Genomic DNA, 21,312 nt, shown 5'->3' on the forward strand with positions numbered 1-21,312 from the left:
GCGTACAAGTCAATGCCTGATGACCATAGCAAGTCGGTCCCACCCCTTCCCATCCCGAACAGGACCGTGAAACGACTTTGCGCCGATGATAGTGCTGCAACCAGTGTGAAAGTAGGTTATCGTCAGGCTAGTTATTAGAAAAACCCCTCCTCAGCCTGAACGCGCTCAAGATCGCGCTCAGTGCAGAGGAGGGGTTTTTTGCGTTTTGGAGCGAAAATCGTAAGTGCGTCGCTACGCACCAAAGCAAAAAACCCGCTCTGCCTATGCGGCATGCGGGTTTTTGAGCTTGAATGAAACAAGCTGATTTGTATTCATGGTGCCTCGGGCCGGAATCGAACCGGCACGCCTTGCGGCGGCGGATTTTGAGTCCGCTGCGTCTACCAATTCCACCACCGAGGCGACGCGTCCAGCATTATCACTGATTTGCAACCAGGCCGCAACCCTGCTGGATTTATATTTGTACAAGCTTTTGTGCCCGGTGCGGGGCGGGTATCATCAGCGCATGAATAATTCCAAGATACGCGAAATTATCCTGGGCAAGCCGCTCGATCCGCTGCGCAGCGAAACCCGGCATTCGATGGCGCTGGTGGCCTTCCTGGCCTGGGTCGGGCTGGGCGCGGATGGCCTGTCCTCTTCCGCCTACGGGCCAGAGGAGACCTTCCGCGCGCTGGGCGCCCACACCCATTTGGGTCTGTACATGGCAATCGCCACCGCCGTCACCGTGTTCGTGATCGCGCTGGCCTACAACCAGGTGATCGAACTGTTCCCCACCGGGGGCGGCGGCTACCGTGTCGCCACCAAGCTAGTGGGGCCCTACATGGGGCTGATCTCGGGCTGCGCCCTGATCCTCGACTATGTGCTGACCGTTGCCATCTCCGTTGCTTCCGGGGTGGACGCGCTGGCGTCCTTCCTGCCGCTCGGCTTCCAGCCCTACAAGCTGCAGGCAGAGATGTGCTTCATCGGGCTGCTGATCGTGATGAATTTGCGCGGCCTGAAGGAGGCGATCCAGATCCTGCTGCCGATCTTCCTGGGGTTTGTTGCCACCCACCTGGTCCTGATCGTGTACGGCATCGTGGCCCACGCCGACCATCTGCCGGCCCTGCTGCCCAACACCCTGGCCGAGACCGGCAACCTGGCCGGCCAGATCGGCTGGGCCGGCGTGGCCGGGATGCTGCTGCTGGCCTATTCGCAGGGCGGCGGCACCTACACCGGGTTGGAAGCGGTGTCCAACAACGTCAATCTGCTGGCCGAGCCGCGCGTGCGCACCGGCAAGATGACCATGCTGTACATGGCGCTGTCGCTGGCGGTGACGGCGGGCGGTATCATCCTCCTGTACCTGCTGTGGGATGCGCGACCGGTACCGGGCGAGACCCTCAACGCCACCGCCTTCAAGACCATCATTGCCAGCATGGGACTGGGCGGGCCTGTGCTCAACCAGCTGCTGCTGGCCATCGTGCTGGCCTTCGAGGCCGGGCTGCTGTTCGTGGCGGCCAATACGGGCTTTTTGGGCGGGCCGTCGGTGCTGTCCAACATGGCGGCCGATTCCTGGGTGCCGCACAAGTTCCGCTACCTGTCGACGCGGCTGGTCACGCAGAACGGCATTCTGGTGATGGGGCTGGCGGCGCTGGCCATCCTGGTCTGGACCGGCGGCAGCGTCACCCTGCTGGTGGTGCTGTATTCGATCTCGGTATTCCTGACCTTCGCCATTTCCCTGTTTGGCCTGTGCCTGTACTGGTCGCGCAACCGCAGGAAGGGGGCGCACTGGAAGCGGCGCCTGTTGCTGTCGGCGCTAGGTTTCGTGATCTGCGCCGGCATCCTGGTGGTGCTGTTGGTGGAGCGCTTCACCCAGGGCGGCTGGGCCACCGTGGTCATCATCGCGGCGATTGCCGCGCTGTGCATGTGGATACGCAAGCACTACCGCGAGACCAAGCAGGCCATCCATTCCGTGGACGAGGTGTTTTCGCAGCAGCCGTTCGGCGGCCACCAAGGTGAGATCGCGCCCGATCCGCACCAGCAGACCGCCGTGTTCATCGTCGGCACCTCGCGTGGCGGCGGCCTGCATGCGCTGCTGTGGGTGCTGCGCATGTTCCCCAACCACTTCAAGAACTTCCTGTTCGTGGCGGCGCGCACGGTGGATGCGCACGCCTACGGCGGCGAGGGCGCGATGGAGCAGATGCGCGAGGACGCGGCGCGCACGCTGGAATTCTTTGTCGACTTCTGCCATAGCCACGGGATGGCGGCCTCGTCCTACATTGGCTTCGGCACCGACGCGGTGGAAGAGGTGACGCGCTTGTGCGAACAGATCAGCGAGGAATTCCCGAACGCGATTTTCTTCACCAGCAAGCTGATCTTCGCGTCCGATAACTGGATGACGCGCTTGCTGCACAACCAGGCCGCGCTGGCGGTGCAGCGGCGTTTGCACCTGGAGGGATTGCAGATGGTGATATTGCCGATGAAGGTCTAGGCCACGGCAGCTTTTGTGCAAATCCGTGATCGCGCGCAGTCTCGCAAGCGCATCTTCGATGACGTATTCAGGTACGGTCTCGACGCGCTTGGCCTTGCGCGCTTCCAGGTCCAGCAGGTCTGCTGTCAAATAGTGCCGGCAATATAGCGGCCATGCTACATGGCAGGAAATCATCCATGTGAGTCATCTTTGCGTTCGCCCTACCGTATAACATAGCCATCTTTACCTGAACGGGAGCAGGGGGATGGCGATCAAATGGCGAGTCGCGGTGTTGTTGGGCTGCAGCTTGGGCGGTGGGGCGTGGGCGCAAACGGCACGTGACCTGCCGATGCCGGAGGGCTGCCAGGTGGCGGCGCCGCAGGCGCCATCCGCCGACGTGGTGCAGCCGCCCGTGTTTCCTCCCGTACAGCTGGAAGTGCGCACGCCAGTGCCGCCCACCGCCTTCCGCAGCGCCGGCCGCAGCTATCTGGTGTATGAGCTGCATTTGCGTAACTTTACCGACGAGCCGCTGGCCTTGTATGGGCTCGATGTGATCGCGGATGGCCACGTCATCCAGGCGCTGCGCGGCGCGGCGCTCAAGCGAGTGCTGCAGCTGGCTGGCCCCCGGCAGGCAGGCTTGCAGCTGGGCGGCGGCCAGGGCGCGGTAGCCTTGCTGTGCCTGGCGTTCCAGGACACGCCCGTACCGGCGCGCCTGGGCCATCGCATGCTGCTGGGTGGGGCATATGCCGACGGTCCGGTGCTGGTCGTGGACAGCGCCGTCCCGCCAGTGCTGGGCCCTCCGCTGGAAGGCGAGGGATGGACTGCCGACAACGGCCCCAGCCTGCAATCGCACCACCGCAGCGGCGTATTTGTCGCGGGCGGGCTGGCGCAGCTGTCGCGCCGCTTTGCGCTGGACTGGAAGCAGTACCGCGATGGCGCCAGCTACAGCGGTGATGCGCGCGATGTGCGCTCCTATCACGCCTACGGCAAGACCGTGCTGGCCGTGGCGGACGGTGTGGTGGTGGCCGCGCGCGACGGCATGCCCGACAATATTCCCCGCACCCCGGCCGGCTTCACACCGGCCGTGCCACCCACCATGGACAACCTGGCGGGCAATTTCATCGTCATCGATCTGGGCCAGGGGCGTTACGCCCAGTACGCCCACTTGCAGCCGGGCAGCGTGCTGGTGCAGGCCGGGCAGCGCGTGCGGCGAGGGCAGGCGATGGCGCGGGCCGGCAATTCCGGCGACGCGCGCCAGCCGCATCTGCACTTCCAGGTGGCCAGCACGCCGGACTTCATGGCCAGCGAAGGCTTGCCCTACGTGATAGAGCGCTTCCGTATCCAGGTGGCGCCCGGCAAATGGGAGCAGCGATCCCGGGAATTTCCGCTCGATGGTTCGGTGATCGACTTCAGCCAGCCGTAGCAGGATCAGGCCACCAACTGCGGCACGCAATCCGGCTGCATGCGCTGCTCCAGCAGCTCGAACATCTCGTCCTTGGACAGCACGTAGCGTTCCAGCAGCACGTCGCGCAGGGACACGATCAGTTCACGGTAGTCGGCGATGGAAGCCAGCGTGTAGCTGTACAGCTCGTCGGCCTTGGCTTCCACTTGGGCCAGGGTGCGCTCGCCGCCGGCGTCCGACTTGAAGCGGCTGTAGTCGAGCTTGGAGCGCGAATACATGGACAGGCGGTTGACCATGGTGTCGAGCAGGCTGGTGGCCTTCTCGATGTCGTTCTGGCTGCCCACGGAAATGCCGCGCGCGCCGTAGAACAGTTCCTCGGCCGCGACGCCGCCGTACAGCTGTATCACTTCGCGCTCCAGTTCCTCCAGCGTGCGCAGGGCAACGTCGTCGGCGGCCGACAGCACATAGCCGAGCGCACCCAGCTTGGATACCGACTCGGTACTGATCTTGAGCAGCGGCGAGCGTTCCTTGACCTCGGCCAGGCTCAGCCCTTGGCGCAGCCAGGGATCGATCTGCATGAAGAAGTGGCCCAGCTCGTGCAGGGCCACGCGTTCGCGTTGGCGCTGCTTCTCGGCCGTGGTGGCGCGGTCGGTCAGGCCGATGGTGGCGCGTTCGAAGGCGCGGAACATGAGGGCCGTGTCGATCATGCATTTTTCCTGGATGGCCAGCATGCTGGCGCGCTCCACCACGGTCTGCAGCAGCGCCGGGCTGAGGTTGGCCGTGATGTCGGCGATCTGCTCCAGGTTCAGGTGCTCCCAGTCCACGCAACCCTCGGCCTTGCGGGCCAGGAAGGCGCGCACCAGTTCGCGGCGCTCGCTCTTGTTGGGCAGGCGGAAATTGATCTTGACCGAGAAGCGGCGCAGCATGGCTTCATCCATCTGCGAGTTGGCGTCGTCGAAGTTGGAGGCCACCACCCAGATCACGCCCGCGGCCTGGTCGCTGCGCACCCCGTCCAGCAGGCCCAGCAGGGTATTGGCGGTGTCGTCTTCCCATTTCTTTTCACCACGGCCGCGCGGCATGAACAGGCCCTGGGCCTCGTCCAGGAAGATGATGCAACTGCCGCGTGCGCTGGCCTTGCGGTGCAGGGCGTGCAGGGCCTTGGAGCCGCCGCCGATGTAGCCCGATTCCAACGCCGAGGCCGAGGCCTGGATCAGCGGGATGTCGAGCCGCTTGGCCAGGTAGCCGGCCAGCTTGGTCTTGCCGGTGCCGGCCGGGCCGGTCAACATGACGTTGAAGGGCTTGTCGATGTCGTGCTCCTTGTACAGGGCACGGTTGCGTATCATGTCTTCCAGGTGCAGCACTTCCTGCTTGATGTCTTCCATGCCGATCAGGTCGTCCATGCTGCCCTGCAGCTGGTCCGGCGTCAGCACGCTGGCCGCCACTCCCGTGCCTGGGATGCCGAATTTCAATACGAACAGCACCAGGCCCACCAGCAGGATATCGAAGGCGTGGCGGCGCAGGAAACCGGCCGCGCCGGACAGCGCGCCGGCGTCCTCGTCCTGCAGGGCGGCCTTGTGGGCGGCCAGGAAATCGTCGCGGGCGATGGCGTAGGGAATGCCGTTGCGCAGCAGCACTTCGCGTTCCAGGCTCAGGTGCGAGGTGCTGGGCACCTTGACCACGTGCAGGGAGGGGGCATTCTTGTACTTGAAGATGTAGCGCGGCGTTTCCGTCAGCGGCCCGGCGATCACCAGGTACTCCAGCTTGTCGCGCTGCTGGGCCAGGGCCGTGATCTGGGAAATGTCCTGCGAACGCAGCAGCGGTGCCGGGTCCTGCGCCACGTCGCTGCGCCAGTTGAATACCAGCACGCCTGCCGTGAACAGCAATAACAGCGCCAGGCGCACATAGTTGTTGCGCAGGGCGACTTGAATTTTGTACAGATTGAACATGATGTGATCCGACGGAAACGACATCGGTGCGGGCCAGGGCGCGAGGGTGGGGCGCGGCAGCCGCAGCCACCTAAGGGACTGCCATACACAGTGCTGTACGGCAATAAAGACAGGTAAAACTATAGCGCCTTGGCGGCCGTTTGTGACGTTTTGGGTGGAAAAAAACAGCCGAACGCAACAGCTTATGGATAGCCTGGCAAGCAAATCGCCGCCTGTCGCCTGTTTTTGCAGCCCGTCGCGCATTTTGCGCGCTTGGCCCCCGCATATCTGCGGCCCGTCGCAAGCCGCTGGAGTTGCCAGGCGTGGATGCTAATCTAGCCATGCCTGCCGCTGCAAACGAACCCACACAGCGGGGCGACTACCACTTAAACGACACCCTATTCCATTGGAGCCCATCATGCAAAAGTCCCTGATCGCCGCCGTCTTCGCCCTGTCCGCCATCGCCGCCGGCGCCCATGCCGCGCCGCAAAGCGCCAACGAACCCATCCAGGGCAGCGTGCAGATCAAGCGCGCCCCCGGCTATGACATGACCAAGGCCGAGTTCCTCGACTATGCCTATTCCTACCGCCTGGAAAATGGCCAGGTGGTGGAATTCACCGAAGATTCCGGCCGCTATTTCGCCCAGCTGCGCAGCAAGAACATGGCCTACAACCGCGTGGAAATCTTCCCGGTGGACGCCAGCACCTTCGTCACCAGCAGCGGCGCCCGCATCGCCTTCCGCGACGAGGGCAGCACCGTAGGCGTGAGCAACTTCGAGCGCCTGCCCAACCGCCTGGCCGCCAAGCTGCCTGCCAACACCATCATGATGGCCCGCCGTTAAGCCCGTTCAAACCGGCCATGGCGTCGTTGCGGCTCCTCGCCGTGCATCAGCACTGCCTTCGTCGCCGCGCCTAGCCCTGCCCAGTTTGAACGGGCTTAGGTCGGGCATGGCGTCGTAGCTGCTCCCGCCGTGCATCAGCACTGCCTTCGTCGCCGGGCCTGGCCCTGCCTGGTTTGGACGGGCTTGGGGCAGCCTCATTCCTGATTAGCGCGCCGGTACAGGCGGAACCTTTCCTCTCGGTCGGAAGCGCGCCGGCCCTCCCACAGCAGCTGCCACTGGCCGCCCCGGTAGTCGGGGCGGATCTCGCGCTCATCGCGCACCCTCAAGCTATCCTGCAGCAACAGCAGTTCGCAGCGCCCGCCGGCCGGGCTGGTGAACGGCAAGCCGCCATAATAGGCAAACGAGGCGCGCTGGGCCGGGCCGACATTGGTTTCTATGCAGCGTACCCCGGGCGGCAGCTTGTCCGCAATCTGGCGCGCCACGGCCGCATAGCTCTTGCTGTAATTGACTTCCGGTAGGAACAGGGTCATCAGCAGGATCCAGATCAGTATCAATCCCCCCGACGACAGCACCACGGCGCGCCACAGCACCGAGGGCTGGCGCGACAGGCGCCAGTGCACCAGGGCGATCCAGCCGGCCGTGGCGGCGGCCGCCACCAGCAGCGCCACCAGGCCCAGCTCGGGCGTGAAGCCGGGCACCAGCTTGAGCGCGTTCCTGGCGGCCTTGGGCGGCCAGCCGGTCAGCTTGGCGAACCAGAAGATCCAGATGATGGCCGCGCCCAGGGTCAGCACCATGACCGAGAACCAGTCGATGGCGTTGATGGCGCCGCGCTTCATGGTCAGCAGGCCGAAGGCCGCCATGATGGCCAGCGGCGGCAGCAGTACCAGCAGCTGGCCCTGCTCGGGGGAAGGATGGAACAGCGCCAGCAGGGCGCTCATGGTGACGAAGGTGACCGGCACCACGATGTGCAGCACGTGGCGCTGGCGGCGCCAAGCCCACACGGCCCAGCCGGCAAAGGGCCAGGCCGGCCAGAAGAACCAGATGCCTACCCGCAGGAAGAATTTGATGGAATCCGGGCCGGGCAGTCCCAGCTGCCCCAGGTTCCAGTCCAGCCAGCCGGCCACCGGATCCAGGCCATAGGGTCGCGCCAGCATGGCCGGCGCCAGCCACAGGGCGGCGATGGCGGCGCCCGCCAGCAGGGCCAGGCCCATGTGCGCCAGGCTGCGCGCGGCCGGCATTTCCAGGAAGCGGGTGCAGACAAACAGGGCCAGCACCAGGAAGGCCGGCGTGACCCAGCCCCGGGTCAGGGCCAGCAGCCCCACGGCCAGCCCGGCCAGGGCGGCGTTGCGCACCGACGGCAGTTCCATGTAGCGCACGGCGCGGTACAGCAGCAGGGCGGTCAGGGCCACCTGCAGCGCTTCCGGTGTGGTCTCGTGGCTGTGCGCCAGCAGGCCCAGGCAGCCCAGGTAGATCAGTACGGCGGCATCGGCCAGGGTGCGGCCGAAGTTGTCCGGTTCCGGCTGACCGCCAAAGGCCAGGCGCAGCGGCTGGGCGTCCTGGCGCCGGCCCAGGCTGAAGGTGGCGTACCACAGTGACAGTCCGCCCAGCACGAAGGCGCCCATGGTGCCGATGCGGGCCGCCAGCACGTCGCCCAGCAGCCAGCCGAACAGCTTGATGCCCAGCGCGCCCAGCCAGAAGGCCAGCGGGCCTTCCTCCGGCCAGGCCAGCCCGGCCACGTTGGGCAGCAGCCAGTCCTGCCAGGTCCCGTGCGCCATGCTCCACATGATGCCGAAGCTGGCGGCATCGTCATTCTTCCACGGTTCGCGCCCGATCAGGCCGGGCAGGATGTACAGCAAACCGAGCGCGAACAGGGCCCAGCGGGGCAGCGCCAGGGTGGCGGCGGCGGGAAGACGGACTGGCTTCATCGGGGACATCGGAAAAAAGAATGCAGTATGAATGAAAAAAAGGCAGCCGTAGCTGCCTTTTTTCGCGACGCGGCGGAGATCAGCCTGCGGCGACGGAAGTCTTGGAACCGACGGAACCGAACTTCTGGCGGAATTTTTCCACGCGGCCGGCGGTGTCGACGATCTTGTGCTTGCCGGTGTAGAAGGGGTGCGATTCAGCCGACACCTCGATTTTCACCAGCGGGTACTCTTTACCTTCGTGGGTGATGGTTTCGCGGGTGGCGATGGTGGAGCGGGTGACGAACTTGAAGTCGCACGACAGGTCGTGGAACACAACTTCGCGGTAATCCGGATGGGTATCTGCTTTCATTTGTAGCCTCGGTTGGGTTGGTAGCCAAACAATACTTCGGCGGTCTGTGCTGCTTCTTGACCCGATTACTGTCCACTTGCCAGTGGTTGAAAATAGTGCAACCGCAGATTATACACTGTAGCGTCTGCGGCTGCAATGGCGCGCCTTCCGCCGCCTTTAGCCGCCCCTGCGCATCATGTCGAAGAACTCGGTATTGGTCTTCGTAGCGCGCATCTTGTCGAGGATGAACTCCATCGCCTCGATCTCGTCCATCGAGTACAGCAGCTTGCGCAGTATCCAGATCTTCTGCAGCTGGTCTGGCTTGATCAGCAATTCCTCGCGACGGGTGCCGGACTTGTTCAGGTTGATGGCCGGGTAGACGCGCTTCTCGGCCAGGCGGCGCTCCAGGTGCACCTCCATGTTGCCGGTACCCTTGAATTCCTCGTAGATCACGTCATCCATGCGCGAGCCGGTTTCGATCAGGGCGGTGGCGACGATGGTCAGCGAACCGCCTTCTTCCACGTTGCGGGCGGCGCCGAAGAAGCGCTTGGGACGCTGCAGGGCATTGGCGTCCACACCGCCGGTCAGCACCTTGCCGGAGGCCGGGATCACGGTGTTGTAGGCGCGCGCCAGGCGGGTGATGGAGTCCAGCAGGATCACCACGTCCTTTTTCATCTCGACCAGGCGCTTGGCTTTTTCCATCACCATCTCGGCGACCTGCACGTGGCGGGTGGCCGGCTCGTCGAAGGTGGAGGCCACCACTTCGCCGCGCACCGAACGCTGCATCTCGGTCACTTCCTCGGGACGCTCGTCGATCAGCAGCACGATCAGGGTCACGTCCGGATGGTTGGCCGTGATGGCGTGCGCGATGTGCTGCAGCATGACCGACTTGCCGGACTTGGGCGAGGCCACCAGCAGGCCGCGCTGGCCTTTGCCGATGGGGGCGATCAGGTCGATGATGCGGCCGGTGATGTTCTCGGTGCCGTTGATGTCGCGTTCCAGGCGCAGCGGCTCGTTGGGGTGCAGCGGCGTCAGGTTTTCAAACAGTATGCGGTGTTTCGAGGCTTCCGGCGATTCGCCGTTGACCTTGTCTACCTTGACCAGGGCGAAATAGCGTTCGCCATCCTTGGGGGTGCGCACCTCGCCTTCGATGGAGTCGCCGGTGTGCAGGTTGAAGCGGCGGATCTGCGACGGCGAGATATAGATATCGTCGGTGGACGCCATGTAGCTGGCGTCGGGCGAGCGCAGGAAGCCGAAGCCGTCGGGCAGCACTTCCAGGGCGCCGTCGCCAAAGATTTGTTCGCCGGACTTGGCGCGCTTCTTCAGGATCGCGAACATCAGTTCCTGCTTGCGCAGGCGGGCCGCGTTGTCGATATCCAGGCCGATCGCCATCTCCAGCAGGGCGGAGACGTGTAAGGCCTTCAGTTCAGATAGATGCATAGCTGAGTGTCCCGTGACGGGAAAGTAAAGGTAGGGGAGGGAACTACGAGGCTTGTATTTTTATAAAATCAGGCGGTGCTGCGGGCGCAGCGCCGCCTATAGTACCAGAACCACGTTGCGTTGGGCGCGCGCGGTTTAGATATTGCTGTCGATGAAGGACGTCAGCTGGCCCTTGGCCAGGGCGCCGACCTTCTGCGCGGCGGCCACGCCGTTCTTGAACAGGATCAGGGTCGGGATGCCGCGGATGCCGAACTTGGCCGGGATGGCCTGGTTGGAGTCCACGTCCATCTTGGCGATGGTCAGCTTGCCGTCATATTCCTTGGCCACTTCTTCCAGGATGGGGGCGATGCTCTTGCAGGGACCGCACCATTCGGCCCAGAAATCGACCAGCACGGGGCGGTCGGCTTTCAGCACGTCGGTATCGAAGGATGCATCGGTAATGTGTTTGATATTTTCGCTCATGTTTTCCTCAATGTGAGGGATAGAAATTAATAACGCCTGGTGATTATGCCATTCCTTGTCCGCAATCGCTCAGCGTTGCCTGACTACGGTCAGCAGATGGAGGCGGAGGCCGTGAATTCAATGTGCTGGAAGGGAGTCAGGACCTGGCTGTAGACAGGACGGCAGGCGGGGTTGTCATAAATAATACCCCATTTTTTGGAAATGCGGGCTTTTGTATTCAATCCTCGCTGGCATAGGTGGTGTTGAGCATGATGTGCTCGGAAACGCGCTCCAGCAGTGGCCACAGGCGCGCCAGCAGCGAGGCCGCCCGGGACGCCGCCTGCGGCCCCTCCGGCAGGTGCTCGAGCTGCTCGCACAGGCGCGCCATGCCGAGCGCGCCGACGGTGCGGGCCGAAGACTTGATGCGGTGGCCCAGCTCGCGCGCCGCCTGCAGCTCGCCGCGCGCCAGCGCGCGCTCCATGCCGGCCAGGCCTTCCTGCGTGGTGTGCAGGAACTTGAAGGCGAACTTGCGTATCTTGTCCGGATCGTAGCCCAGCAGCTGGGCCAGGATGGACAGGTCGATCACTTCCGGATCGCCGGCCAGGGTGGCGCGGAAGGCCGGCTGGCGCGCGCGCGGCGCCGCCTCGGCCCGCACTGCCTCGGCCCGCACTGCCTCGTCCATTGTGCGCGGCGGCAGCCAGCTGCAGATGGTCTGGTACATCAGGGCCGGCTGGATCGGCTTGGAAATGAAGTCGTCCATGCCGGCCTCCAGGCAGCGCGCCCGGTCCTCGCTGGTGGCGGTGGCGGTCATGGCCAGCACCCGCAGCCCGGCCAGGGCGGCGTCGGCGCGGATGCGGCGGGTGGCCTCCAGGCCGTCCATGAGCGGCATCTGCACGTCCATCAGCACGCAGTCGAAGCTGGCCTGGCGCAGCAGTTCCAGCGCTTCCAGGCCGTTGGCGGCCAGGCACACCGAGGCCCCGGCCTCCTCCAGCATCTCGAGCGCGATCTGCTGGTTGAAGGCGTTGTCCTCCACCAGCAGGATGCGGGCCTGCCTGAGGGCGGTCATGGCGGCGGCGCTGCGGGCGGCGGCCAGCAGCTCGGCGGCGGCGTCGCCGGCCCGGTCCAGCAGGGCAGGCACGGTGGTGCGCGACACCCCCAGGCGGGCCGTGAACCAGAAGGTGCTGCCTTGGCCGGGCCGGCTGCGGACCCCGACCTCGCCACCCATCAGCTGGGCCAGCTGCTTGCAGATGGACAGGCCCAGGCCGGTGCCGCCATGCTCACGCGTGGTCGAGGTGTCGGCCTGCTGGAAGGACTGGAACAGCTTGTCCAACTCGCTTTCCGACAAGCCGATGCCATGGTCGGTGACCTCGAAGCGCAGCACGCAGTGGCTGGCGTCGCCCACCACGCGCCGGACCCGCACCTCGATCCGGCCCCGCTCGCTGAACTTGATGGCGTTGTTGGTGTAGTTGATCAGCACCTGGCCCAGGCGCAGCGGATCGCCGCGCAGCACCGGCGGCAGGTCGGGCGCCAGGTCGAACACCAGTTCCAGCTCGCGGCTGGCGGCCTTGGGCGCCACCACCGTGGTCAGGGTCTGGATCACATGGTCGAGCGCGAAATCGACTTCCTCGATGTCCAGCTTGCCAGCCTCGATCTTGGAAATGTCCAGGATGTCGTCGATGATGCCCAAGAGATGCTCACCGGCGAAGCGTATTTTTTCCAGGTAGTCGCGCTGGCGCGGATCGAGGTCGGTCTTGAGCGCCAGGTAGGCCATGCCGATCACGCCGTTCATGGGGGTGCGGATCTCGTGGCTCATGTTGGCCAGGAACTGGCCCTTGGCCTGGCTGGCTTCCTCGGCCTGCTGCTTGGCCTGGTCCAGCTGGCGAGTGCGCTCGGCCACCCGCTCCTCCAGGTGCTCGTTCAGTTCGCGCAGGGCGTCCTCGTCGCGCTTGCGGTAGCTGATGTCGGTCAGGCTGACCGCCACCAGGCTGACGGCGCCGCGCTCGTCCAGCATGGGTTCGGCGTTGACCGACAGCCACAGCAGGGCGCCGTCCGGCTGCGCCACGCCGATCACGGCGTCGCGCACGGCCGCGCCGGTGGCCATGGCCAGCCGCACCGGATGGGCCGACGGATGGATGGCGGCCCCATCCTCGCGCACCCCGTCCCACAGCGCAGGCGGGCCGCCGTCCCGCCCCAGCATGCGCGCCGCCGCCGCGTTGCTCTCCAGGATGGCGCCGTCCGGGTCCAGCAGCAGCAGGCCGGCCGGCACCGCGTTGAAGATGGAGGCCAGGCGCAGGGCCGACTGCTGCAGGTCTTCCTCGGCGCGCTGGCGCTGGCTCATGTCACGCAGCGACAGGGCGGTCAGGGTGCGGCCCGGCAGCGGCAGTTCGGCCCAGCGCAGGCTGGCCGGAAAGCGGCTGCCGTCGGCGCGCAGGCCGCTGGCGTGGGAAGGACGCGCCGCCGGCGTTACCTCCGGCAGCAGGCTGGCCAAATTACGGCCGGCCAGGCCGGCGCCGCCCGCCGCCCGGCCAGGCTGCCCGGGTTCGCCAGGCTGGCCGGGCTGCCCGCCATTGGCCGGCTGGCAGCCGAACAGGCGCACGGCGGCCTGGTTGGCGTGCCACACCCTGCCGTCCGGCTCGAGCGCCAGCATGGCGTCCGGGGCCGCCTCCATCACGGCGCGCAGGCGCGCCTTTTCCTTGCCGACCCTGGCGCTGATGTCACTGACGGTGCCGGTGGCGCGCAGCAGCCGCCCGGCGCGGTCGCGTTCGACCGCCATCCCCCGTCCCTGCAGCCAGGTCCAGCCGCCATCCTTGCGCCGCATGCGGTAGTCGACGCTGAAGCTGTCCTGCGGGCCGCCGTCGCGCAAATGGCATTCCACGGTGCGGCGTAACCGTTCGCGGTCGTCCGGGTGCACCTGCTCCAGCCACTGCTGCGGGCCGGGCCGGAACTCGCCCGGAGCGTAGCCCAGCATGGCGCCGTAGCGGTCCGACACCAGCAGCAGACCCTCGGGCGGGCGCCAGTCCCAGGTGCCGTCGCCGGACAGTTCCAGCGCGAAGCTGGCGGCCTGGATCTCGGTAGGCGGCGCGCCGCGCAACACCGGCCCGGCGCCGCCACAGCAGGGCGCCCGCCCCCAACACCAGCAGCACGGCCAGCACGGCGCCGTAGCGCAGCAGCGGCGCCGGCCGGGGCGCCTGGTACAGGAAGCTGCGCAGGGCGCCGTCCTGGGTGTAGGCAGCCGGCAGCTGGCCTTGTTCAGCGTACACGCGGGCGATGGCGCGCCAGCGTTCCGGGTTGCTGTATCCCAGTTCCACCAAGCCGGCTTCCAGCAGCGGGGCGATCAGGCGAGCCTCTTCCAGCAGCTGTTCGCGGGGTTTGCGCTGGGGGTAGCGGGCCCGTATCAGGTCGGCGATCTCGCCCTGGTGCGCCATGGCGTAGCGCCAGCCGCGCAGGGTGGCCTCGCGCATGGCGGCGGCGCGCTCCGGGTGCTGGCGCAGTTCGCGCTCGCTGGTGTACAGGGTGTCGCCATAGAAGTCGATACCGTAGTCGCGCGGGTGCAGCAGCGCGTAGCGCAGGCTGGTGTGGGCCAGTGCGTGGGGCGCCTCGGTGGTGTAGACCGCCATGGCATCTACCCGTCCGGCCAGCAGGTCCTCGTAGCGGTAGGTATGGGGCAGGATCTGGAGCGCGGCGGGCGCCACGCCTAGTTCGTGCAGTAGGGCGCGCAGCTCGCCGTTGTTCGGTCCCAGCATGACGCGGCTGCCGGGCCAGGGGCGGCGCTGGCCATCCGCCTCCAGCCGCACCAGCAGCGCGGAAGCCGAATGCTGGAACACATTGGCCAGCACCACCACGGGCCGCCCGCGCGCCCGGTCCAGCAGAAGGCTGCTGTTGCCGACCCCGTACTGGGCGCGGCCATCCACCACGGCCTGCACCGGGTCGCTGCCGCTGGCCGGCTCCAGCAGGGTCACCTCCAGCCCGGCCTGGCGGTAATAGCCCTGGTCCTGGGCCGCGTAGAAACCGGCGAACTGGAACTGGTGCTGCCATTTCAGCAGCACCGCCACCTTTTCCAGGGCGGCGGCGGGCGCGCAGGCCAGGCCGGCCGCCAGCAGGAGCGGTATGGCAAGGCGCGGATGGCGGACTGGACGTGGCTGCAAGGTGGACCTCGGGTGTTAGTCGGGCAACTATAGCACCACGCGCGGACACCGATCCGGCCCCGAAAAAAGTATTTGATGCGCCACAAACACCATGCCGCTTGCAACGTGCAAGCCGATTGGAGGACGTTTCAACATGAGCGTGGCTAGCCATGGTCATGTTGAAAGGTCTTTTTAGCTGAAGCTGCCCGCGAACTGGTAGCGATGGCCCGGATGCCACATGGTGGCAATGGTGGCCACCTGGCCGGCCGAATGGGTCTGGCGCTTGAGCACCAGGCAGGCCTGGCGCGGGTCGATGGCCAGCATGGCGGCGATCTCGCGCGGCGCCGCCAGCGCCTCGATGCTGTAGCTGGCGCCCTGCAGCGGGGCGGCGCGCATCAGGTATTCATTGGGCGTGATGGCGTTGAAATCCTGCTCCATGTACTCTGGTGCGCACAGCGGATTGACCCAGCGGTCCTCGACCTGGATCGGCACGCCGTTCTCGAAGTGGACGATGACGGAGTGGTACAGCTGGTGTCCGGCCGGCAGCCCGAACTGCTTGGCCAGCAGCTCGCTGGCCTTGCCGCGCTCCAGCAGCTGCAAATGGCTGCGGTGGGCGTGGCCGCGGGCGCGCACCTCGTCGGCGATGTTGCGGATTTCCAGCAGGGTGGCTTGGTATTTTTGCTGCGCCACGAAGGTGCCGGAACCCTGGCGCCGGGTCAGCACCTGCTCGGCGGTGAGCTCGCGCACGGCGCGGTTGACCGTCATGCGCGAGACCCCGAACTGCTTGACCAGGGCTTGCTCGGACGGGATCATGTCGCCTTCCTTCCAGGTGCCGGCGGCGATCTGGCCCAGCAGATAGTCCTTGATGCGCTGGAATATGGGGGTATGCTCTGGTGGTGCGAGTTCGTCCAAACGGCTTCTCCGGGGATGCCACGGGCGGGCAGCTGCTGTCATTCTAGCATTGCTCCCCGGAGGCTTGCAGCGCAGCTACAATTTGAAAACAATTCGAAAGCAAGAGCCGGAGTGCGGCGCGCGACCGGCGCGCCTACCATGGGACTCAATGCAGATTGGATGGAGTCCGCCATGACCTATATCGATGATGAACAGCGCTGGGCCGCCGTGCAGCGCCGCGACGCCGCAGCCGACGGCCAGTTCTATTATTCCGTGCGCAGCACCGGCGTGTATTGCCGCCCCTCGTGCGGGGCGCGGCCCGCGCTGCGGCGCAATGTTGCCTTTCATGCCAGCTGCGCCGATGCCGAGCAGGCCGGCTTCCGGCCCTGCTTGCGCTGCAAGCCGGACCAGCCGCCACTGGCCGAGCGCCAGGCCGCCATCGTGGCGCGGGCCTGCCGCCTGATAGAGACCGCGGAACAGGAGCCGGACCTGGACAGCCTGGCCGCCGCCAGCGGCATGAGCCGCTTCCACTTCCACCGCGTGTTCAAGGCCCACACCGGCCTGACGCCCAAGGCCTACGCCCGGGCCAGCCGCACGCGCCGCCTGCGTGACGGACTGGCCAGCGAGTCCAGCGTCACCGAGGCCATCTACGCGGCCGGCTTCAATTCCAGCGGCCGCTTCTATGCCGATGCCTCCGCCGCGCTGGGCATGACGCCGGGCGCGTTCCGCGCCGGCGGCAGCGGCGCCGTCATCCGCTTCGCCATCGCGGCGTGTTCGCTGGGGGCGGTGCTGGTGGCCAGCACGGACAAGGGCATCTGCGCCATCTTGATCGGCGACGATCCCGACGCGCTGGCGCGCGACCTGCAGGACCGCTTTCCCAAGGCCGAGCTGCGCGGCGCCGAGCCGGACTACGAACTGGTGGTGGCGCGCGTGATCGCCCTGGTCGAGCAGCCGCAACTGGGGCTGGACCTGCCGCTGGACGTGCGCGGCACGGCCTTCCAGCAGCGCGTGTGGCAGGTGCTGCGCGAGATCCCGGCCGGGCGCACGGTCAGCTACGCCGAGCTGGCGCAGATGGTGGGTCTGCCCCGGGGGGCGCGCGCGGTGGCCTCGGCCTGCGCCGCCAACGCCATCGCAGTGGCCATTCCTTGCCACCGGGTGGTGCGCAACGATGGCGGCCTGTCCGGCTACCGCTGGGGCGTGGACCGCAAGGCCGAGCTGCTCAAGCGCGAGTCGGGACGATGAGCGTGCCGCAGCGCATTGCGGCGCTGGACTGGGACGGCATCGCCGCCGCACTGGACGCCCACGGCTGTGCCATCGTCCCCGGCCTGCTCAGCGCCGCTGAATGCCGCGAGGCCGCCGCGCTGTACGCGCAGCCGCAGCTGTTCCGCAGCCGGATTCTGATGGAACGCCACGGCTTCGGGCGCGGCGAGTACCAGTATTTCAGCTATCCGCTGCCTGAGCCGGTGGCGGCCCTGCGCGCCGCCCTGTACGGCCCCCTGGCCGCCATTGCCAACCGCTGGCAGCAGGCCATGGGTTTGCCGGAACGCTTTCCGTCCGCGCATGAAGATTATCTGGCGCTGTGCCACGCGACCGGCCAGCTGCGTCCCACGCCGCTGCTGCTGCAGTATGTGGCGGGCGACTACAACTGCCTGCACCAGGACCTGTATGGCGAACATGTGTTCCCGCTGCAGGCCGCCGTGCTGCTGTCGCGGCCGGGAGAGGATTTCGAGGGCGGCGAGTTCGTGCTGACCGAGCAGCGTCCGCGCATGCAGTCACGCGCCGAGGTGGCGCCGCTGGGGCAGGGCGATATGCTGATCTTCCCGGTGCACCAGCGGCCGGTGGCCGGCACGCGCGGCGTCTACCGCGTCAACATGCGGCACGGCGTGAGCCGGCTGCGCGCCGGCCGCCGCCACACCCTGGGGATCATCTTTCACGACGCCGCCTGAACGCTTTTCTGGGTCTGGTACAGGCGCGCATACATGCCGCCCTGCGCCAGCAGGCTGGCGTGGTCACCCATCTCGGTAATGCGGCCGCCGTCCAGCACCACGATGCGGTCGGCGTTCTCGATGGTGGACAAGCGGTGCGCGATCACCACCGTGGTGCGGCCGCGCATGAGCACCTCCAGCGCCTGCTGCACCAGGCGTTCCGATTCCGTGTCCAGCGCGCTGGTAGCCTCGTCCAGGATCAGGATGGGGGCGTCCTTGTACAGGGCGCGGGCGATGGCCAGGCGCTGGCGCTGGCCGCCCGACAAACGGGTGCCGTTCTCGCCCACCGGGCTCAGATAGCCCTGCGGCTGGCGCGCGATGAATTCATGGGCGTGCGCCGCGCGCGCGGCCGCCTCGATGCGTTCCTGCGACGGATTCGGGTCGCCATACGCGATGTTGGCGGCCAGGGTGTCGTTGAACAGCACCACGTCCTGGCTGACCAGCGCGATCTGGTCGCGCAGCGAATCGAGGCGGTAGTCGCGCAGGTCGACGCCGTCCAGCAGGATGCGCCCATCGGACACGTCGTAGAAGCGCGGCAGCAGGCCGGCCAGGGTGGTCTTGCCGCTGCCCGAGCTGCCCACCAGGGCCACGGTTTCGCCGGCGCGTATGTCCAGCGACACGCCGTCCAGGGCCGACGGCGCGTCCGGATCGGCGCCGTGGTAGCGGAAGCTGACCTGTTCCAGCGCGAGTCGGCCCTGGGCGCGATCGATGGTGCGGGTGCCGTGGTCCGGCTCCGGTTCCGTGTCCACCAGGCTGAACACGGATTCGGCGGCGGCCAGGCCGCGCTGCACCGGCTCGTTGATCTTGGTGAGGTTCTTGATCGGTGATTGCATGGCCAGCAGCGCCGACATGAACGCCACGAAAGCGCCGGCCGACAACGCGCCAGCCTGGTGGCGCAGCAGCGCGAAGTAGATCACGGAAGCCAGCGTGATCCCGATCAGCAGCATGATCAGGCCGGAGTTGAAGGCCGAGGTGGCCGCATGCTTGACCGCCAGTTGGCGGTTGAGCTTGACCACCTCGTCGAAGCGGCGCTGCTCGAACTGCTGGCCGCCGAAGATCTTGACCACGCGCTGGCCGCTGATGCTCTCGTCCAGCAGGTTGGTCAGGTCGCCCATGGCATGCTGGGCGTTCTGGCTCAGCTTGCGCATGCGGCGCCCGGCAAAGGTGACCACCACGGCCACCAGCGGCAGCAGTCCCAGGCAGAACAGCGCCAGTTGCCAGTCCTTGGTGAACAGCACCACCAGGTAACCGATGGCCAGCACCGAATCGCGCACCGCCACGTTGATCACGTTCAGGCCGGCCTGGGCCACCTGGGCCGCGTCAAAGGCCACCCGCGACAGCGTGGTGCCGGTCGAGGTGCTGTCGAAATAACGGTTGGGCAGGCGCAGGATGCGGGCGAACATGGACTCGCGCAGGTTGGCCTGGACCCGGCTGCTCAGCCAGGCGGCGCCATAGTCGCCGGCGAAGCTGGACACCATGCGCAGCAGCGCCAGGCCGAAGATGATGGCGGGGATGGTCCACAGCGCCGCGCCGGCCGGATCGGCCGGCAGCAGGGCGGTCAGCCATTGCCTGACGCTGGCCATCACGCCGCTGTCGGCGGTGCGCGGCTGGCCGGCGCTGCTCAGGGCGTCCACCACGTTTTGCAGCTGGCTGATCAGCATCACATCGGTGGCCGAGGCCACCGCCACCGCCAATATGGTCAGGGCGCCTATCCAGGCGTAGGGACGGAACTGCTGCAGCAGGCGAATATAGAGTTGGCGGCTATTCACAAGTGTGTGGTCAGGGCAGGGAAGCGAGCATTGTACCCGTCCTGCGCGCCGGGCCGCTGTTGGCGGCGTGGGAATTTCGATACACTCTGACAATATTCTACTTTCCCGGAGTCCTGCGATGACCCTGCCGCGCATCACCCTGGCCGTGCTGGCCGCCCTGTCCACTCTCGCCTCGGCGCAGGCCGACACCCTGCTGGTCAACGCCAACGGCTATACCCTGACCGCCACCGGCAAGCTGCAGCGCTTCGACGCCCTGGCCTTCGACGACCAGGGCCGCATCATCGCCGCCGGCGCCGAGAAAAGCGTGGCGGCCAAGGCGCCCGGCGCGCAGCGCATCGACGCCCAGGGCAAGACCGTGCTGCCCGGCCTGATCGACGCCCACGGCCACGTGTTCGAGCTCGGCGAGATCGCCGCCGGGGTGGAGCTGTACAGCCCCGCCTCGCTGGCGGCGGCGCTCAAGGCGGTGGGCGAGTTCGCGGCGTCCCATCCGCAGCGCGCCTGGATCATCGGCTTCGGCTGGAACCAGGAAAACTGGAAGCTGGGCCGCTTCCCCACGGCCGCCGAGCTGGATGCCGTGGTGAGCGACCGTCCCGTGCTGCTGCACCGGGTCGACGGCCACGCCATCTGGGCCAACAGCCGCGCGCTGGCGCTGGCCGGCATCACCAGGGACACCGCCGATCCGCAAGGCGGCAAGATAGAACGCGACGCCGCCGGCAACCCGTCCGGCGTGCTGGTGGACGCCGCCATGGGCTTGCTCAACCGCGTGGTGCCTGCGCCCACCGAGGCCGAATCGCGCGCGGCCCTGAGCGGCGCGCTGGCCTATCTGTCCAGGGTCGGCCTGACCAGCGTGCACGACGCCGGCATCGGCGTGCGCCAGGACGCCCTGTACCGCGACTACGCCGACCACGGCAAGCTGACCACCCGCGTATACGCCATGATAGGCGACACCAAGGAAGACTTCGATGCGCTGTCGAAGAACGGCCCGCTGGCCTCCTACGCCGGCGACCGCTATGCGCTGGCGGCCGTCAAGCTGTACTCGGACGGCGCGCTGGGCAGCCGTGGCGCCGCATTGCTGGCGCCCTACAGCGACATGCCCTCGACTCGCGGCCTGCTGTTCTACCCCAATGAGGAAATGCTGGCCAAGATGGGCAAGGCCATGACAGCGGGCTACCAGGTCAACGTGCACGCCATCGGCGACGCCGGCAACCGCCAGATCCTGGACGCCTACCAGAAGCTGATCCCGCAGTACCGCAACGTGGCGCTGCGGCACCGCATCGAGCATGCGCAAGTGGTGGCGCTGGCCGACATCCCCCGCTTCAAGCAGCTGGGCGTGATTCCGTCCATGCAGCCCACCCATGCGACCTCGGACCAGAACATGGCCGAGCAGCGCGTGGGCCACGAGCGCATCAAGGGCGCCTATGCCTGGCGCACCTTCCTCCAGCAAGGCTCCAGGATCGCGTGCGGCTCCGACTTCCCTATCGAATCGCCCAATCCCTTCGAGGGCTTGCACGCGGCCGTCACGCGCCAGAACAACGCCGGCGTGCCGGACGGCGGCTGGTACAAGAACCAGGCCATGACCCTGACCGAAGCCCTGCGCTGCTTCACCCTGGACGCCGCCTACGCCGCCCACCAGGAAAACGTGCTGGGCAGCCTGGAACCGGGCAAGTGGGCCGACTTCATCATCATCGACCAGGACCTGTTCAAGATCCCCGCCAGCGAGATCGGCAAGACAACGGTGCTGCAAACCTGGGTGGCGGGCCAGCAGGTCTACAAGAAATAATGGTGAGGGATGGCCCGC

At 66.8% G+C, this 21,312-nt stretch carries 14 protein-coding genes, 1 tRNA gene, 1 rRNA gene and 1 pseudogene; 7 read left to right on the top strand and 10 right to left on the bottom strand.

Annotated elements, in window-relative coordinates:
• Positions 1–15 precede the first annotated feature (15 nt).
• A 5S ribosomal RNA gene (gene rrf / locus ACLB1G_RS16035) occupies positions 16–128 on the top strand.
• 186 nt (positions 129–314) lie between these two features.
• On the opposite strand, the gene ACLB1G_RS16040 is transcribed toward rrf, so the two are convergent.
• Positions 315–399 (bottom strand) — tRNA-Leu (locus tag ACLB1G_RS16040).
• Positions 400–502: 103 nt separating this feature from the next.
• Here ACLB1G_RS16040 and ACLB1G_RS16045 point away from each other — a divergent pair.
• Together ACLB1G_RS16045 and ACLB1G_RS16050 are read left to right on the top strand one after the other, a co-directional pair.
• Positions 503–2,464 carry an APC family permease gene (locus ACLB1G_RS16045; protein ID WP_491628232.1) on the top strand — a complete coding sequence of 654 codons (1,962 nt, stop codon included), beginning with the start codon at positions 503–505 and terminating at the stop codon, positions 2,462–2,464.
• A 328-nt stretch (positions 2,465–2,792) separates the two neighbouring features.
• Entirely contained in the window at positions 2,793–3,866 is a 1,074-nt protein-coding gene (locus ACLB1G_RS16050) for a M23 family metallopeptidase (protein WP_491628233.1), read from the top strand.
• Positions 3,867–3,871: 5 nt separating this feature from the next.
• Here ACLB1G_RS16050 and ACLB1G_RS16055 read toward each other — a convergent pair whose 3' ends face one another.
• A complete protein-coding gene (locus tag ACLB1G_RS16055; RefSeq protein WP_491628234.1) occupies positions 3,872–5,791 on the bottom strand; it encodes an AAA family ATPase in 1,920 nt (639 codons plus the stop codon).
• Positions 5,792–6,188: 397 nt separating this feature from the next.
• On the opposite strand from ACLB1G_RS16055, the gene ACLB1G_RS16060 reads away from it, so the two are divergent.
• Positions 6,189–6,611 carry a hypothetical protein gene (locus tag ACLB1G_RS16060; RefSeq protein WP_491628235.1) on the top strand — a complete coding sequence of 141 codons (423 nt, stop codon included), beginning with the start codon at positions 6,189–6,191 and terminating at the stop codon, positions 6,609–6,611.
• A gap of 194 nt (positions 6,612–6,805) precedes the next feature.
• On the opposite strand, the gene ACLB1G_RS16065 is transcribed toward ACLB1G_RS16060, so the two are convergent.
• From ACLB1G_RS16065 to hutC, 7 genes and pseudogenes are all read right to left on the bottom strand, one after another.
• Positions 6,806–8,536 (bottom strand): ArnT family glycosyltransferase, encoded by a 1,731-nt coding sequence (locus ACLB1G_RS16065; protein WP_491628236.1) that lies wholly within the window; start codon positions 8,534–8,536, stop codon positions 6,806–6,808.
• 79 nt (positions 8,537–8,615) lie between these two features.
• Positions 8,616–8,885 (bottom strand): type B 50S ribosomal protein L31, encoded by a 270-nt coding sequence (locus tag ACLB1G_RS16070; protein WP_491628237.1) that lies wholly within the window; start codon positions 8,883–8,885, stop codon positions 8,616–8,618.
• A gap of 156 nt (positions 8,886–9,041) precedes the next feature.
• Positions 9,042–10,304: a transcription termination factor Rho gene (gene rho, locus ACLB1G_RS16075; protein ID WP_491628238.1), complete on the bottom strand. Its 1,263-nt coding sequence runs from the start codon at positions 10,302–10,304 to the stop codon at positions 9,042–9,044.
• A gap of 135 nt (positions 10,305–10,439) precedes the next feature.
• A complete protein-coding gene (gene trxA / locus ACLB1G_RS16080) occupies positions 10,440–10,766 on the bottom strand; it encodes a thioredoxin TrxA (RefSeq protein ID WP_491628239.1) in 327 nt (108 codons plus the stop codon).
• A 217-nt stretch (positions 10,767–10,983) separates the two neighbouring features.
• The gene (locus tag ACLB1G_RS16085) at positions 10,984–13,839 is read right to left on the bottom strand and encodes an ATP-binding protein (protein WP_491628240.1); all 2,856 of its coding nucleotides are present in this window, start codon (positions 13,837–13,839) and stop codon (positions 10,984–10,986) included.
• Between the two features lie 373 nt (positions 13,840–14,212).
• Positions 14,213–14,797 (bottom strand): annotated as a pseudogene (locus ACLB1G_RS16090) (ABC transporter substrate-binding protein); the annotation flags it as partial.
• Between the two features lie 264 nt (positions 14,798–15,061).
• Positions 15,062–15,823, bottom strand: coding sequence for a histidine utilization transcriptional repressor HutC (gene hutC / locus ACLB1G_RS16095; protein ID WP_491628241.1), 762 nt, complete (start codon positions 15,821–15,823; stop codon positions 15,062–15,064).
• A gap of 129 nt (positions 15,824–15,952) precedes the next feature.
• On the opposite strand from hutC, the gene ada reads away from it, so the two are divergent.
• Together ada and ACLB1G_RS16105 are read left to right on the top strand one after the other, a co-directional pair.
• A complete protein-coding gene (ada, locus tag ACLB1G_RS16100) occupies positions 15,953–17,002 on the top strand; it encodes a bifunctional DNA-binding transcriptional regulator/O6-methylguanine-DNA methyltransferase Ada (protein WP_491628242.1) in 1,050 nt (349 codons plus the stop codon).
• Complete coding sequence (locus ACLB1G_RS16105; RefSeq protein WP_491628243.1) at positions 16,999–17,706, top strand: 2OG-Fe(II) oxygenase; 708 nt, start codon at positions 16,999–17,001, stop codon at positions 17,704–17,706. Before ada ends, ACLB1G_RS16105 begins: the two co-directional genes overlap by 4 nt.
• Here ACLB1G_RS16105 and msbA read toward each other — a convergent pair.
• Positions 17,691–19,514 (bottom strand): lipid A export permease/ATP-binding protein MsbA, encoded by a 1,824-nt coding sequence (gene msbA / locus ACLB1G_RS16110; protein WP_491628244.1) that lies wholly within the window; start codon positions 19,512–19,514, stop codon positions 17,691–17,693. The genes ACLB1G_RS16105 and msbA overlap by 16 nt on opposite strands.
• A 118-nt stretch (positions 19,515–19,632) precedes the next feature.
• On the opposite strand from msbA, the gene ACLB1G_RS16115 reads away from it, so the two are divergent.
• Entirely contained in the window at positions 19,633–21,294 is a 1,662-nt protein-coding gene (locus ACLB1G_RS16115) for an amidohydrolase (protein ID WP_491628245.1), read from the top strand.
• The last annotated feature ends 18 nt before the right edge of the window (positions 21,295–21,312 follow it).

Source organism: Duganella kummerowiae (assembly GCF_053572355.1).

Bases quoted from the DNA above. Each gene is read 5' to 3' on its own strand.
- rho (WP_491628238.1), bottom strand. From the start codon at position 10,304: ATGCATCTATCTGAACTGAAGGCCTTACACGTCTCCGCCCTGCTGGAG.
- ACLB1G_RS16070 (WP_491628237.1), bottom strand. From the start codon at position 8,885: ATGAAAGCAGATACCCATCCGGATTACCGCGAAGTTGTGTTCCACGAC.
- ACLB1G_RS16065 (WP_491628236.1), bottom strand. From the start codon at position 8,536: ATGAAGCCAGTCCGTCTTCCCGCCGCCGCCACCCTGGCGCTGCCCCGC.
- ACLB1G_RS16060 (WP_491628235.1), top strand. From the start codon at position 6,189: ATGCAAAAGTCCCTGATCGCCGCCGTCTTCGCCCTGTCCGCCATCGCC.
- ACLB1G_RS16045 (WP_491628232.1), top strand. From the start codon at position 503: ATGAATAATTCCAAGATACGCGAAATTATCCTGGGCAAGCCGCTCGAT.
- trxA (WP_491628239.1), bottom strand. From the start codon at position 10,766: ATGAGCGAAAATATCAAACACATTACCGATGCATCCTTCGATACCGAC.
- ACLB1G_RS16105 (WP_491628243.1), top strand. From the start codon at position 16,999: ATGAGCGTGCCGCAGCGCATTGCGGCGCTGGACTGGGACGGCATCGCC.
- ACLB1G_RS16055 (WP_491628234.1), bottom strand. From the start codon at position 5,791: ATGTTCAATCTGTACAAAATTCAAGTCGCCCTGCGCAACAACTATGTG.
- ACLB1G_RS16115 (WP_491628245.1), top strand. From the start codon at position 19,633: ATGACCCTGCCGCGCATCACCCTGGCCGTGCTGGCCGCCCTGTCCACT.
- ada (WP_491628242.1), top strand. From the start codon at position 15,953: ATGACCTATATCGATGATGAACAGCGCTGGGCCGCCGTGCAGCGCCGC.
- ACLB1G_RS16050 (WP_491628233.1), top strand. From the start codon at position 2,793: ATGCCGGAGGGCTGCCAGGTGGCGGCGCCGCAGGCGCCATCCGCCGAC.
- hutC (WP_491628241.1), bottom strand. From the start codon at position 15,823: ATGACAGCAGCTGCCCGCCCGTGGCATCCCCGGAGAAGCCGTTTGGAC.